Raw genomic sequence first — 12,331 nt, forward strand, 5'->3', positions numbered from 1 at the left:
GCGTGAATCGACGCTGAATGGAGACCTCCCCGAAATGGCCAACGTGACCGTGATCGGCGCCCAGTGGGGCGACGAGGGCAAGGGCAAGATCGTCGACTGGCTCTCGGCGCGCGCCGATGTCGTTGTGCGCTTCCAGGGCGGACACAACGCGGGCCACACGCTCGTCGTCGGCAACAGCACCTACAAGCTCAGCCTGCTGCCCTCGGGCATCGTGCGCGGCACGCTGTCCGTGATCGGCAACGGCGTCGTGCTCGATCCGTGGCACCTCAAGGCCGAGATCGAGAAGCTTAAGGGGCAAGGCGTCGCCATCAGCCCCGAGAACCTCGTCATCAGCGAGACCTGCCCGCTGATCCTTCCCTTCCACCGCGACCTCGACGCGCTGCGCGAGGACGCGAGCGGCGCGGGCAAGATCGGCACCACGCGGCGCGGCATCGGCCCTGCCTACGAGGACAAGGTCGGCCGCCGCGCGCTCCGCGTCTGCGACCTCGCGCATCTCGATGAGGCGGGCCCGCAGATCGACCGCCTGCTCGCACACCACAACGCGCTGCGCGCCGGTTTCGGCGTCCATCCCATCGACCGCGACGCGCTGATCGCCGACCTCGAAGCCATCGCGCCCGACGTGCTGCCCTATGCGGGTCCGGCATGGGTCGGCCTCAACGAGGCGCGCCGCGCGGGCAAGCGCATCCTGTTCGAAGGTGCGCAGGGCGTGCTGCTCGATGTCGACCACGGCACCTATCCGTTCGTCACCAGCTCGAACACCATCGCGGGCACCGCCAGCGGCGGCTCCGGCCTCGGCCCGTCCGCGACCGGCTACGTGCTCGGCATCGTCAAGGCGTACACGACGCGCGTCGGCTCCGGCCCCTTCCCCACCGAGCTTGACGACGAGACCGGCCAGCGCCTCGGCGAGCGCGGCCACGAGTTCGGCACCGTCACGGGCCGCAAGCGCCGCTGTGGCTGGTTCGACGCCGCGCTCGTCCGCCAGTCCATCGCCGTCTCCGGCGTCACCGGCATCGCGCTCACCAAGCTCGACGTGCTCGACGGTTTCGACGAACTGAAGATCTGCACCGGTTACGATGTGAACGGTGTTAACTACGATCATTTACCGGCGCACCCGGCCGCGCAGGCGGCCGCGAAGCCGGTCTACGAAACCTTCGAAGGCTGGCACGAATCGACCGCAGGCGCGCGCAGCTGGGCGCAGCTCCCCGCGCAGGCGATCAAGTACGTCCGCCGCATCGAGGAACTCGTCGGCTGCCCCGTGGCGCTCGTCTCGACGAGCCCCGAGCGCGAGGACACGATCCTCGTGACGGACCCGTTCGCGGACTGAGGCTGAACGACAGCCCCGTGGTGCGCCCCTCGACTTCGCTCGGGATGACAGGGTATAAAGACCCTGTCATCCCGAGCGAAGTCGAGGGGCGCAGAACGCCGCTGTCAGAACATCGCCGATGAGGTCACACCGTCGGCTTCTTGGTAAACCCTCGCCGCACGATGCCTTCCGCCGCTTCCACGTCCAAGCGCTCCACCTTGGCGGCGGGCGGGCCTTCACGGCAGGCGGCGACCAGTTTCTCGACAGCATCGGCCGGTCCCACCGCGAACACCTCGACCGTGCCGTCGATGCGGTTGCGCACCCAGCCGTCGAGACCGAGGCGCTGTGCGGTTTCCAGCGTCCACGCGCGATACCAGACACCCTGCACGCGGCCGTGGATACGCAGCCGCCGCGCGACGCGCTCTTCTGTCACCCGCACTGGGCCCGGTGCATGAGGAAGGCGTCGGCGAGCACGCAGGCCATCATCGCCTCGGCGACCGGCACGGCGCGGATGCCGACGCAGGGGTCGTGGCGTCCCTTCGTCATCACCTCCACCGCCTCGCCGTAGCGCGTGATCGTCTGCACCGGCGTCAGGATCGAGGAGGTGGGCTTCAGGGCGATGCGGCAGATCACGTCCTGCCCGGTCGAGATGCCGCCCATCACGCCGCCCGCGTGATTCGTGTCGAACGTCGGCGGATCGCCTTCGCCGGCGCCGGGCCGCATCCGGTCGGCATTGTCCTCGCCGCGCAGGCGCGCCGCCATGAAGCCGTCGCCGATCTCGATGCCCTTCACGGCGTTGATCGACATCATCGCCCCCGCAAGCGCGCCGTCGAGCTTCGCGTAGAGCGGCGAGCCCCAGCCGGCCGGAACACCGCTCGCGATCACCTCGACCACCGCGCCCACAGACGAGCCCGCCTTGCGCACGCCGTCGAGCAGCGCTTCCCAGCGCTTCGCGGCCTCGGGATCGGCGCACCAGAAATCATTGTCGCCGAGCGTATGCGCCGCAAAGCGCTGGGCGCGGTCGCCGCCGATCTCGACGACATGACCGAGGATGCCCACACCTTCGATGACTTTCCGCGCCACCGCGCCCGCCGCAACGCGCGCCGCCGTCTCGCGCGCGGAGGAGCGCCCGCCGCCGCGATAGTCGCGGAAGCCGTACTTGGCGTCATAGGTGTAGTCGGCATGGCCGGGCCGGTACTTCTCGGCGATGTCGCCGTAGTCCTTGGAACGCTGGTCGACGTTCTCGATCATCATCGAGATCGGCGTGCCGGTCGTCTTCCCCTCGAACACGCCGGAGAGGATTTTCACTTCGTCGGGTTCTCGCCGCTGCGTCGTGTGCCGCGACTGGCCGGGCTTCCTCTTGTCGAGCCACGGCTGGATGTCGGCTTCGGAGAGCGCGATCCCCGGCGGGCAGCCGTCGACGACGACGCCGAGCGCCGGTCCGTGGCTTTCGCCCCAGGTCGTGAACCGGAAGATGCGGCCGAAGCTGTTGAACATCAGGCGAGCGCGATGTCCGGCGCGTCCTCGGCCTTCATGCCGATGACGTTGTAGCCGGCGTCGACATGGTGAATCTCGCCGGTCACGCCGCTGGCGAGATCGGAGAGCAGGTAGAGCGCCGCGCCGCCCACGTCCTCGATGGTGACGTTGCGCCTGAGCGGGCTGTTCAATTCGTTCCACTTCAGGATGTAGCGGAAATCACCGATACCGCTCGCCGCCAGCGTCTTGATCGGCCCCGCCGAGATCGCGTTGACGCGGATATTCTCGGGACCGAGGTCCATCGCCAGATACTTGACGCTGGTTTCGAGCGCGGCCTTGGCGACGCCCATGACGTTGTAGTGCGGCACCACCTTCTCGGCGCCGTAATAGCTCAGCGTCAGCACCGAGCCGCCGTTCGGCATCATCGCCCGCGCCTTCCGCGTCACAGCGACGAAGCTGTAGGCGGAGATGTTCATGGTCAGCAGGAAGTTCTCGAGGCTGGTGTCGACGTACTTGCCGCGCAGCTCGTTCTTGTCCGAAAAGCCGATGGCGTGGACGAGGAAGTCGATCGTCGGCCAGCGCGCCGCCAGCGTCTCGAACGCAGCGTCGAGCCCCGCCATGTCGGAGACGTCGCAGTCGATCAGGAAGTCCGAGCCGACGCTTTCCGCAAGCGGGCGCACGCGCTTCTCCAGCGCCTCGCCCTGATAGCTGAACGCCAGTTCCGCGCCCTGATCGGCAAGCGCTTTCGTAATCCCCCACGCCAGCGAGCGCTCGTTCGCGAGCCCCATGATCAGCCCGCGTTTTCCCTGCATCAATCCAGCCATGCCTGCTTTCAGCCTTTCGGTTGTTGCCCCGATTCCGCGCCCTTTTGCCCATTTTCAGGTTCCATTGCCAGCGCCGCGTTGAGCTCGGCGCCGATCACGAATCCCATGCCGGCAATGAAGAAGAACAGGAGCGTGATCATCACGCCCGCAAGCGGCCCGTAGAAGCGGTCGTAGGTGGAAACGTCGGCGAGCAGTCGCGGCAGAATGATCGTCGCGCCGACCCATACGCCCGCCGTCACCGCGGCGCCCGGCCATTTCGGGCCGCGTTTCCTGAAACGCGCCGGGGTCAGGCTGTGGAACAGCAGGTAAAGCGCGATGAACAGCACCACGAGCGGCCCCAGCCGCCCGATGTCGACGATCTGCTCGACCACGTCGACCCACGGCAGGAAGCGGACGACGACCTCCTCCGCCGCGACGAGGATCACCTGCGCCGCGAAGGCGGCGAGCATCAGCAGCACGCTGCCGAGGATCACCGCGAAGCTGCCCAGCCGCCGCTGCCAGACGGGTGCCGCATATTCGGCGTGATAGGCGCGGCGCAGGATGTCCCGGATCGTCTCGATGTAACTGCCCGCCGTCCACATGCCCACGACGATCGAAAAGGTGAGGATGCCGGTCGAACCTTCCATCGCCGCCGCGATCGGCGGGCCGACGATCCCGGCCACCGAAGGCGGCAATGTTTGCAGGAAGCCCTGAACCGCCTCAAGCCCGGCATCGGAGCGGCCGAGCATCCCCGCGAACGTGCCGAGCACGATGAAAAAGGGAAACAGCGCCAGCATCGAGAGATAGGCGAGGTTCCCGGCGTGGATGAAGCCGTCGTCCCACACGCCCTTCGCGACGCGAAAGGCGACGCGAACCGCGCGCCGCTCCTCCTCGAGCAGACGCGCGATCAGGCGGATCATGCCATTCCGGCGCGGGGGTCGTGCGCCTTGCCGCTGTCCCAGCCTTCAGCGAACGCCTTCAGGGCTGCATCGTCCTCGGGAATGGTAATGGCCAGCGTCACGAGCAGATCGCCGCGCCCGCCGCCCTTCTTGTGGAAGCCCTTGCCCTTCAGGCGCAGGACCTTGCCGGACGATGCGCCCGGCGGCACGGACAGCATCACCGAACCGCTCGTCGTCGGCGCCTTCACCTTCGCGCCGAGCACCGCCTCGTCGAGCCGGATCGGCAAATCGAGGCGGATGTCGTCGCCGTCGCGCTTGAAGATACGGTGCGGCGCGGTGCGCAGCGTCACGATGGCGTCGCCGCTCCCGCCGAGCCCCGCCTCGCCCTGCCCGGCAAGCCGGATCTGCTGGCCTTCCGCGAACCCGGCCGGGAGCTTCAGGTCCACCGTCTTGCCGGAGGCGAGCGTCACGCGCTGCGGCTTCAGCTCGGCGGCCTCGGCGAAATCCACGGCGAGCTTGTAGGCGACATTGCGGCCCTTCGCGGGGGGCTGGCGCGGACCTGCGCCGCCGCCGAAATCGAATCCCCCGAAACCGCCGCCACCGCCACGGCGCCCACGGCCGAACAGCTCGGACAGAATATCGTCCGCCGCGCCCGCGAAGCTGAAATCCTCGGCGCCCATGCCCGCGCCGCCGGTGTGCGTGCGGCTATAGCCCCCACCGCTGCCGCCGAAACCGAACGGCATCTTCGGATTGCCCTGTTCGTCGATCTCGCCGCGGTCGTACTGCGCGCGCTTGTCCTTGTCGGAAAGCAGGTCGTAAGCGGCCGTCACTTCGGAGAATTTCTCGGCGGCCTTCGGATTGTCCTTGTTGCGGTCGGGGTGCAGTTCCTTCGCCAGCTTGCGATAGGCGGACTTGATTTCCGCGTCGCTCGCGCCGCGCTTCACACCAAGGGTCGAATAGAGATCACTCATCGTCCCTACGCTCACCACAATGCCTCCGAAAAATCCACTGTTGCCGAAATACAACATCGGAGATGGGGAGCCTCGAAGCCTTTGAAAAGACCCTGTGTGGCGGATCAGCGCGCCCGGTTCCCTCCTCGGCCTGCAAGGTCTATGTAGCGCGCCATGACGACACTTCCCGACGACCCCTTCGACCTGTTCGACCGCTGGTTCAAGGAGGCATCGGCCTCCGAACCCAATGACGCCAACGCCATGTCGCTCGCCACGGCGGACGCCGGGGGACGGCCGTCGGTGCGTATCGTGCTCTTGAAGGACGTCGATCCGCGCGGCTTCACCTTCTACACCAACACGCTGAGCCGGAAGGGCCGGGAGCTTGCCGCGAACCCGCACGCGCACCTCAATTTCCACTGGAAGTCGCTGCGCCGTCAGGTCCGCATCGACGGCGCCGTGGAGCCGGTGACGGCGGCCGAGGCCGACGCCTATTTTGCGATCCGCCCCCGCGCCTCGCAGATCGGCGCGTGGGCGAGCTTCCAGTCGCAGCCGCTGGACGACCGGGCGACGCTGGAAACCCGCGTCGCGGAGTTCACCGCGAAGTTCGAAGGCGGCGACGTGCCGCGCCCGCCGCACTGGTCGGGCTACCGCGTCGTGCCGTCGCGCATCGAGTTCTGGGTGGACCGCACCGACCGCCTGCACGAACGCTACATCTACGACCGCGACGGCCGCGGCTGGACGCGTTCGATGCAATATCCGTGATGGACGCCGCGAGGCTCGAAGCGCGCGGCAGGTTGACCCGCCGTGCGGCGGCCGCCTCGTTCTCGGCGGCACTCGTCCTCGGCGTGGTCAAGGCCTATGCGGCGATGGAGACGGGCTCGGTCGCGATGCTCGGCTCGCTTGCCGATACCGCGCTCGACCTCATCGCCTCGATCATCACGCTGATCGGCGTGCGCGTCGCGGCCGAGCCCGCAGACGCCGAGCACCGCTTCGGCCACGGCAAGGCGGAGCCGATCGCGGCGCTGCTGCAAACCGTCTTCATCACCGTCTCCGCCATCGGCATCGGGTGGCGCGCGGTGCAGGCGTTCTCGAACGAAACCCCACCTGCCGAAGCCGAACTCGGCATCGGCGTTTCGGTCTTCGCGATCCTCGTGACGCTGGCGCTCGTGTCTTACCAGCGTTTCATCGTCAGCCGCACCGGCTCGCTCGCCATCGACGCCGACCGGATGCACTACCAGTCGGACCTGCTGCTCAACCTGTCGGTGATCGCGGCGCTGGTTCTCGACGCGATGCTGGGGATGCGCGGCGCGGATCCGCTGTTCGGCGTCCTCATCGCGCTGTGGCTGGCGTGGGGCGCGTTCAGGACCGCGCGCCATGCGCTCGACATGCTGATGGACAAGGAATGGCCCGACGCGCAGCGTGAACGGCTGAAAGCGCTGGTCTGCGCGGTTCCCGGCGTTGAGGGCATCCACGAACTGAAGACCCGCCACGCGGGGCATACCGATTTCATCCAGTTCCACATCTGGGTCGATCCGCACATGAGCGTGCAGGCCGCGCACGACATCGTCGATGCTGTCGAGGCCCGCGTGCTGCAGGACTTCCCCGGCAGCGACGTCCTCGTCCACGTCGATCCGAGCGGCCATTTCGATACGCGCCCCAGCACCGCCGATGCAGAGGAAACCGGCCATGCCCGATAAACTGCCCTTCGCCCAGATCGACGCCTTCGCGGCGCGTGCTTTCGAAGGCAATCCGGCGGCGGTGATGCCGCTGGAGGCTTGGCTCGCCGACGACGTCCTCCAGGCGATCGCCGAGGAGAACAACCTCGCCGAAACCGCCTTCTTCATCCCTTCGGATGCGCCGGACGCGGACTATGACCTGCGCTGGTTCACGCCCGCGATCGAGGTGGACCTCTGCGGCCACGCGACGCTCGCAAGCGGGCACTATCTCCTCTCGCGCGACGTGGATCTCGACAGCATCCGCTTCCGCACCCGCCTCGCGGGCGTGCTGGAGGTGCGCCGCGCAGGCAGCGGCTACGAGCTCGATCTGCCCGCGCGCAGGCCCCTCCCGGCAGAAGCGGACCCGCGCGTCGTGAAGGCCATCGGGCTGAGGCCCGAAGCCGTCCTCTCTTTCCCGGGCGAGAACTGGCTCTATGTCGTGGCCGACGCATCGGCCGTGCGCGCCATGAAGCCCGATTTCGGCCTGCTGCGCGAGATCGGCAACCATCTCGTCGTCGTCACCGCGCCCGGCGACGGTGCATTCGATGTCGTCAGCCGCGTGTTCGCGGCGGGCGCCGGTATCGACGAGGATCCCGTCACCGGCGCCGCGCACGCGATGCTGACGCCCTACTGGGCGGAGCGACTCGGCAAGCCCGTGTTCCAGGCGTTCCAGGCCAGCCCGCGCGGCGGCCGCATCGCCTGCCGCCTCGAAGGCGACCGCGCCGTACTCGGCGGAACCTGCGTCACGGTGATCGAAGGCAGCTTCACCCTTTGAAGACGCGCCGCGCGTCCCTATCTTCGCAGCCATGACCATCCGCGTCGCCAGCTACAACATGCGCAAGGCCATCGGGCTCGACCGACTGCGCAAGCCCGATCGCGTGCTTTCCGTGCTCAACGAGCTCGATGCCGACATCATCGCGCTTCAGGAAGCCGACCGCCGCCTCGGCGAACGCGCGAGCGCCATTCCGCGCGACATGATCGAGGCGGAAAGCCCGTATCGCGCCGTGCCTATCGAGAACCGGCCGAACAGCATCGGCTGGCACGGCAATGCCATCCTCGTGCGCAAGGACCACGAGATCATCCACGGCGAGCCGCTGTTCCTGCCGATGCTGGAGCCGCGCGGCGCCGTGCTCGCCGACCTCAGGGTGCGCGGCGAGCCGGTGCGCGTCGTCGGGATGCACCTCGATCTTTCCGGCCTCTACCGCGCGCGGCAGGCGAAGATGCTCGTCGATCACCTCGGCGAGCGCACGACGCAGCTGCCCAGCATCCTGATGGGCGACCTCAACGACTGGATGGTGAACAGCAAGGCGCTGAAGGAATTCCAGCGTCATCACCAGTGCGCTGCCTGCGGCCCCAGCTTCCCGACGCGGCGGCCGCTCGGCACGCTGGACCGCATCTTCGTATCCGACCATTTCAAGGTGGAGGAAAGCGGCGTTCACAGCTCGCAGACCGCGAAGCGCGCCAGCGATCACCTGCCGGTGTGGGCGAAGGTCGCGCGGAGCGCCTGAGGGGTCAGGCCGCGGCCAGCGCCGAAACCGTGCCGTCGATCCAGCCGCCGCCGAGCACCCGCTCGCCGTCGTAGAGCACGCAGGCCTGCCCGGGCGCGACACCGTATTCGGGCGCGGCGAACGTCACCTGCCTGCCGTCGAAGCGCGCAGGCGCGGGTTTCGCCATCGAGCGAACCTTGGCGAGAACGTCGATGCCGCCCCCCATCTCCGGGCCGAGCCAGTTGATCTCGCCGAGCACGGCGGCGGCGACGCCGAGCGCCGCGCGCGGGCCGACGACCACGCGCCGCGTCCCGGGCTCCAGCCGCACGACGTAGAGCGGATCGGCAAGCCCGCCGATCTCGAGGCCGCGCCGCTGCCCGACCGTGTAGTGGATGAGGCCCCTGTGCCGGCCGAGCACGGCGCCGCCCATGTCGACGATCTCGCCCGGCTCGCCCGCTTCGGGGCGCAGCTTGCGGACGACGCCGGCGTAGTCGCCGGAAGGCACGAAGCAGATGTCCTGGCTGTCGGGCTTGTCCGCCACGATCAGCCCGAATCGCCGCGCGTGTCCGCGCACTGCCGCCTTCTCCATCCCGCCGAGCGGGAAGCGCAGGAAACCGAGCTGCTCGCGCGTGGTGGCGAACAGGAAATAGCTCTGGTCGCGCGCCGGATCGACCGCGCGGTGCAGCTCCGGCCCGCCCGCGTCCTCCACGCGCCGCACGTAGTGCCCCGTCGCCATCGCATCGGCGCCGAGGTCGCGCGCGACGTTCAGGAGATCGCGGAACTTCACGGTCTGGTTGCACGTCACGCACGGGATCGGCGTGCGCCCCTGCACATATTCGTCGGCGAACGACTCGATCACGCTGTCCTTGAAGGCGCTCTCGTAATCGAGAACGTAGTGCGCGATGCCGAGCCGGTCGGCGACGCGGCGCGCGTCGTGGATGTCGCTGCCCGCGCAGCAGGTGCCCGCCTTCCCCACAGCCGCGCCGTGGTCGTAGAGCTGGAGCGTGACGCCGATCGTCTCGTAGCCCGCCTCCTTCACCAGCGCCGCGACGACGCTCGAGTCGACGCCGCCGGACATGGCGACGACGACACGCGCACCGGGACGGAGGCCGTGGAGGTCGGGAATGCTGCTCATGCGCGCGCATATAGAGGCGGCTAACGATTTTTGCACGCTCCACCCCGTATGCGGAGCCGATCATCGCGCCATGCGTTCCGGTGCCGCGGTGATTCGCCGAGGGTGAGGACAACGATTTCAAACACTAAGGCGGAAAGCACGGAATTAAGGTCTGTTGCCGCAGAATTTACCTTGGCGTTTAGGCGTTCTTTTAAGGGTCTGGCGCTAGGGTCCGTGGACAAGGCAGTCGCGTAGTGTTGGAGCCAAAAGAATAATGATGGAAAATCAAAAGTTTCGCCCCGCATCGGTGATCGGCCCGCTGGGAGAGCCGCTTACGCTCGATACGCTGCCGCCTGCGGATACGCGCCGCTGGGTGGTGCGCCGCAAGGCCGAGGTCGTGGCCGCGGTGAAGGGCGGGCTCATCTCCGCGGACGACGCCTGCGCGCGCTACGGGCTCAGCCCGGAAGAGTTCGCCGCATGGGAACGCGCCGTGGACCGTGTCGGTATGCCCGGCCTGCGCGTCACGCGCGTCCAGCACTACCGGGCGCTTTACGACCGCGAAAGCGCCTGACACCGGATTTTCGAACCGGCGCCCCTGCCTGTGCGGGCGCCTGCCAAAGGGCGGGAGACATCGGGGGACGTCTTCCGCCCTTTCCACGTCCGGCGCATGGCGATCCGTCGCGGCGGCCGGGCATGTCTTTACGCCATATTCACCATCCGGGCTCCACAGTTCCGCATTGATCATCGGTCGGGAATCGTGTGCGCGTGGAACAGGCCCTGAAAGCGCTGGAGCAGAATGGGAAACCGCGGCTGCTGCTGATCGCCGTGCTCTGCGCGGTGGTCGCCGCGCTGTTCGGCCTCGCGCTGCTGCGCAGCCCCTCCCCGACCGCCGAACCCGCGCCGGCAGCCGCGGTCCCCGCGCTGCCTCCTGACCGGCAGGCGGTCGTGGAAACACGGCTCCGCGAGCAGGTCGAGGGCCTGATCGGCACGATCGTCGGCCGCGAAAACGTGCGCGCGATCGTTTCTGCGGAAATCGAACCCGACCAGACCCGGCAGGTCTCCGAGGCCCGCGAGCCCGGTACGAACGGCACCGAGACGACCACGATCCGCAGCAGCGGCCAGATCCGCCGCCTGACCGTTTCGGTCATGGTCAATGGACATCAGGCAGAAGGTGCGGACTACCGGCCCCGCACCGAGGCCGAACTCGCACGCTTTACCCGCCTTGCGCGTGGCGCCGTAGGCTTCGACGCGATACGCGGGGATTCGCTGACCGTCGAGACAGTACGCTTCGCGCCCACGCAGGCCGCTCCCGCGTTTTTCGGCATCGGGGAGGACGCGCTTCTGCCGCTCGCGCGTATCGGCCTCGCCGGGATTCTGGGCCTCGCGGTTCTGTTCCTGATCCTGCGGGCATTCGGACGGAGCGCTCCAGCCGCACCTGAACCGGAAGCGGCGAAAGCGCCGCCACCTGCTCCGGTCTTCGAGCCTTTCACGGCCGGCGCTGCCCATAGCCCGGCGCTTCGCCGCGCCGGTGAGGCCGTCACCACGCGCCCTGCCGCCGCGGCCGCGGTGGTACGCCAGTGGATGTCCGCATGAGCGCGCGTACCGCAGCCCTGCGTGCCGAACCTTGGGACGCGCCGATGGCGCCATTTTCGGGACTCACCGGCATCGAGCGCGCCGCCGCGCTGATGCTTGCGCTCGGGCGCGAGCACGGCGGCGCGATCTGGGCGCATCTCGGCAATGACGAGGCCCGGGTGCTGAGTGCCGCGATGGCGCGGCGCGGCCCGGTCCCCGCCCCACTCGCCGAGCAGTTGCTCACCGAATTCGCCGGAGAGGTCTCCAATGCCGCCGCCACCGACACCGCGAAGCCCATCGCCGAAACGATGTGGGATACGCTCGGCGAGGTGAACGAGGATGCCCTCGCCGCCTATCTGCGCGACGAGCACCCGCAAACGGTCGCCGTCGTGCTCGGCAGGATCGGACGCGACCATGCCGCGCGCGTGCTCTCCCGCCTGCCCGACGACTTCGCGATGGACGTCGTGCTGAGGATGCTCCGCACCGGCGCGGTGCGGCAGGACGTGCTCGAGGAGGTCGAGCAAACGCTACGCGCCGAGCTCCTCTCCAACCTCTCGCACATCACGCGCCGCGACGCGCACGAGATGATGGCGGAGATCTTCAACCACCTCGACCGCAGCGCCGAGGAGCGTTTCATGCTGGCGCTGGAAGACCGCGCCTTCGACGCCGCCGAGCGTATCCGCACGCTGATGTTCACGTTCGAGGACCTGGCGCGGCTCGACCCGGCCAGCGTCCAGACGCTGCTCCGCAACGTGGACAAGAACCGCCTCGCCGCGGCGCTCAAGGGCGCCGGCGAGGCGCTGCGCGAGTTCTTCTTCATGAGCATGTCGGAGCGCGCCGCCCGCATCCTGCGCGAGGACATGGAGCTGATGGGGCCCATTCGCCTGCGCGAGGCGGAGGAGGCGCAGCAGGCGATCGTGCAGGTTGCAAAGCAGCTCGCCGACGCGGGCGAGATCGTTCTCGCCGACAATCGCGACGGCAGCGAGGAGTTCGTGTTCTGATGCCCGAGACT

The 12,331-nt window shown here is 68.4% G+C and carries 14 protein-coding genes; 8 read left to right on the forward strand and 6 right to left on the reverse strand.

The window, feature by feature from the left end; genetic code table 11:
- The first annotated feature begins 34 nt into the window (after nt 1–34).
- Nucleotides 35–1,324: an adenylosuccinate synthase gene (locus tag PE061_RS18300; RefSeq protein WP_271256646.1), complete on the forward strand. Its 1,290-nt coding sequence runs from the start codon at nt 35–37 to the stop codon at nt 1,322–1,324.
- Nucleotides 1,325–1,448: 124 nt separating this feature from the next.
- Here PE061_RS18300 and PE061_RS18305 read toward each other — a convergent pair whose 3' ends face one another.
- The 5 genes from PE061_RS18305 to PE061_RS18325 are packed head-to-tail and all read right to left on the reverse strand — an operon-like array spanning nt 1,449 to nt 5,452.
- Complete coding sequence (locus PE061_RS18305; protein ID WP_271256647.1) at nt 1,449–1,736, reverse strand: acylphosphatase; 288 nt, start codon at nt 1,734–1,736, stop codon at nt 1,449–1,451.
- Nucleotides 1,733–2,803: a chorismate synthase gene (gene aroC, locus PE061_RS18310; RefSeq protein WP_271259245.1), complete on the reverse strand. Its 1,071-nt coding sequence runs from the start codon at nt 2,801–2,803 to the stop codon at nt 1,733–1,735. Before aroC ends, PE061_RS18305 begins: the two co-directional genes overlap by 4 nt.
- The gene (gene fabI / locus PE061_RS18315) at nt 2,800–3,603 is read right to left on the reverse strand and encodes an enoyl-ACP reductase FabI (RefSeq protein ID WP_271256648.1); all 804 of its coding nucleotides are present in this window, start codon (nt 3,601–3,603) and stop codon (nt 2,800–2,802) included. The genes aroC and fabI overlap by 4 nt, the downstream gene beginning before the upstream one ends.
- A gap of 8 nt (nt 3,604–3,611) precedes the next feature.
- A complete protein-coding gene (locus PE061_RS18320; protein ID WP_271256649.1) occupies nt 3,612–4,502 on the reverse strand; it encodes a YihY/virulence factor BrkB family protein in 891 nt (296 codons plus the stop codon).
- On the reverse strand, nt 4,499–5,452 hold the full coding sequence (locus PE061_RS18325) for a DnaJ C-terminal domain-containing protein (protein ID WP_271259246.1): 954 nt from the start codon (nt 5,450–5,452) through the stop codon (nt 4,499–4,501). Before PE061_RS18325 ends, PE061_RS18320 begins: the two co-directional genes overlap by 4 nt.
- 153 nt (nt 5,453–5,605) lie before the next feature.
- Between PE061_RS18325 and pdxH the strand changes: the two genes are divergently transcribed.
- Genes pdxH through PE061_RS18345 form a run of 4 tightly spaced genes read left to right on the forward strand, consistent with a single transcriptional unit; the run spans nt 5,606 to nt 8,654 of the window.
- Complete coding sequence (gene pdxH, locus PE061_RS18330) at nt 5,606–6,193, forward strand: pyridoxamine 5'-phosphate oxidase (protein WP_271256650.1); 588 nt, start codon at nt 5,606–5,608, stop codon at nt 6,191–6,193.
- Nucleotides 6,193–7,128, forward strand: coding sequence for a cation diffusion facilitator family transporter (locus PE061_RS18335; RefSeq protein ID WP_271256651.1), 936 nt, complete (start codon nt 6,193–6,195; stop codon nt 7,126–7,128). The genes pdxH and PE061_RS18335 overlap by 1 nt, the downstream gene beginning before the upstream one ends.
- A complete protein-coding gene (locus PE061_RS18340; protein WP_271256652.1) occupies nt 7,118–7,921 on the forward strand; it encodes a PhzF family phenazine biosynthesis protein in 804 nt (267 codons plus the stop codon). Before PE061_RS18335 ends, PE061_RS18340 begins: the two co-directional genes overlap by 11 nt.
- Nucleotides 7,922–7,952: 31 nt before the next feature.
- Nucleotides 7,953–8,654, forward strand: a complete 702-nt coding sequence (locus PE061_RS18345; protein WP_271256653.1) for an endonuclease/exonuclease/phosphatase family protein — start codon at nt 7,953–7,955, stop codon at nt 8,652–8,654.
- Between the two features lie 4 nt (nt 8,655–8,658).
- Here the strand turns inward: PE061_RS18345 and mnmA are convergent, their stop codons facing one another.
- Entirely contained in the window at nt 8,659–9,768 is a 1,110-nt protein-coding gene (mnmA, locus tag PE061_RS18350) for a tRNA 2-thiouridine(34) synthase MnmA (protein WP_271256654.1), read from the reverse strand.
- Between the two features lie 253 nt (nt 9,769–10,021).
- Between mnmA and PE061_RS18355 the strand changes: the two genes are divergently transcribed.
- The 3 genes from PE061_RS18355 to PE061_RS18365 all read left to right on the forward strand — a co-directional run bounded on the left by PE061_RS18355 (nt 10,022) and on the right by PE061_RS18365 (nt 12,320).
- Nucleotides 10,022–10,318, forward strand: coding sequence for a DUF1153 domain-containing protein (locus PE061_RS18355; protein WP_271256655.1), 297 nt, complete (start codon nt 10,022–10,024; stop codon nt 10,316–10,318).
- 194 nt (nt 10,319–10,512) lie between these two features.
- Nucleotides 10,513–11,340 (forward strand): flagellar M-ring protein FliF C-terminal domain-containing protein, encoded by an 828-nt coding sequence (locus PE061_RS18360; RefSeq protein WP_271256656.1) that lies wholly within the window; start codon nt 10,513–10,515, stop codon nt 11,338–11,340.
- Nucleotides 11,337–12,320, forward strand: a complete 984-nt coding sequence (locus PE061_RS18365; RefSeq protein ID WP_271256657.1) for a flagellar motor switch protein FliG — start codon at nt 11,337–11,339, stop codon at nt 12,318–12,320. Before PE061_RS18360 ends, PE061_RS18365 begins: the two co-directional genes overlap by 4 nt.
- Nucleotides 12,321–12,331: the final 11 nt, after the last annotated feature.

Origin of the sequence: Sphingosinicella microcystinivorans (assembly GCF_027941835.1) — a bacterium.
Classification (GTDB): domain Bacteria; phylum Pseudomonadota; class Alphaproteobacteria; order Sphingomonadales; family Sphingomonadaceae; genus Sphingosinicella.

Bases quoted from the DNA above. Each gene is read 5' to 3' on its own strand.
- fabI (WP_271256648.1), bottom strand. From the start codon at position 3,603: ATGGCTGGATTGATGCAGGGAAAACGCGGGCTGATCATGGGGCTCGCG.
- PE061_RS18320 (WP_271256649.1), bottom strand. From the start codon at position 4,502: ATGATCCGCCTGATCGCGCGTCTGCTCGAGGAGGAGCGGCGCGCGGTT.
- PE061_RS18335 (WP_271256651.1), top strand. From the start codon at position 6,193: ATGGACGCCGCGAGGCTCGAAGCGCGCGGCAGGTTGACCCGCCGTGCG.
- pdxH (WP_271256650.1), top strand. From the start codon at position 5,606: ATGACGACACTTCCCGACGACCCCTTCGACCTGTTCGACCGCTGGTTC.
- PE061_RS18340 (WP_271256652.1), top strand. From the start codon at position 7,118: ATGCCCGATAAACTGCCCTTCGCCCAGATCGACGCCTTCGCGGCGCGT.
- PE061_RS18365 (WP_271256657.1), top strand. From the start codon at position 11,337: ATGAGCGCGCGTACCGCAGCCCTGCGTGCCGAACCTTGGGACGCGCCG.
- PE061_RS18345 (WP_271256653.1), top strand. From the start codon at position 7,953: ATGACCATCCGCGTCGCCAGCTACAACATGCGCAAGGCCATCGGGCTC.
- PE061_RS18355 (WP_271256655.1), top strand. From the start codon at position 10,022: ATGATGGAAAATCAAAAGTTTCGCCCCGCATCGGTGATCGGCCCGCTG.
- mnmA (WP_271256654.1), bottom strand. From the start codon at position 9,768: ATGAGCAGCATTCCCGACCTCCACGGCCTCCGTCCCGGTGCGCGTGTC.
- PE061_RS18300 (WP_271256646.1), top strand. From the start codon at position 35: ATGGCCAACGTGACCGTGATCGGCGCCCAGTGGGGCGACGAGGGCAAG.
- PE061_RS18325 (WP_271259246.1), bottom strand. From the start codon at position 5,452: ATGAGTGATCTCTATTCGACCCTTGGTGTGAAGCGCGGCGCGAGCGAC.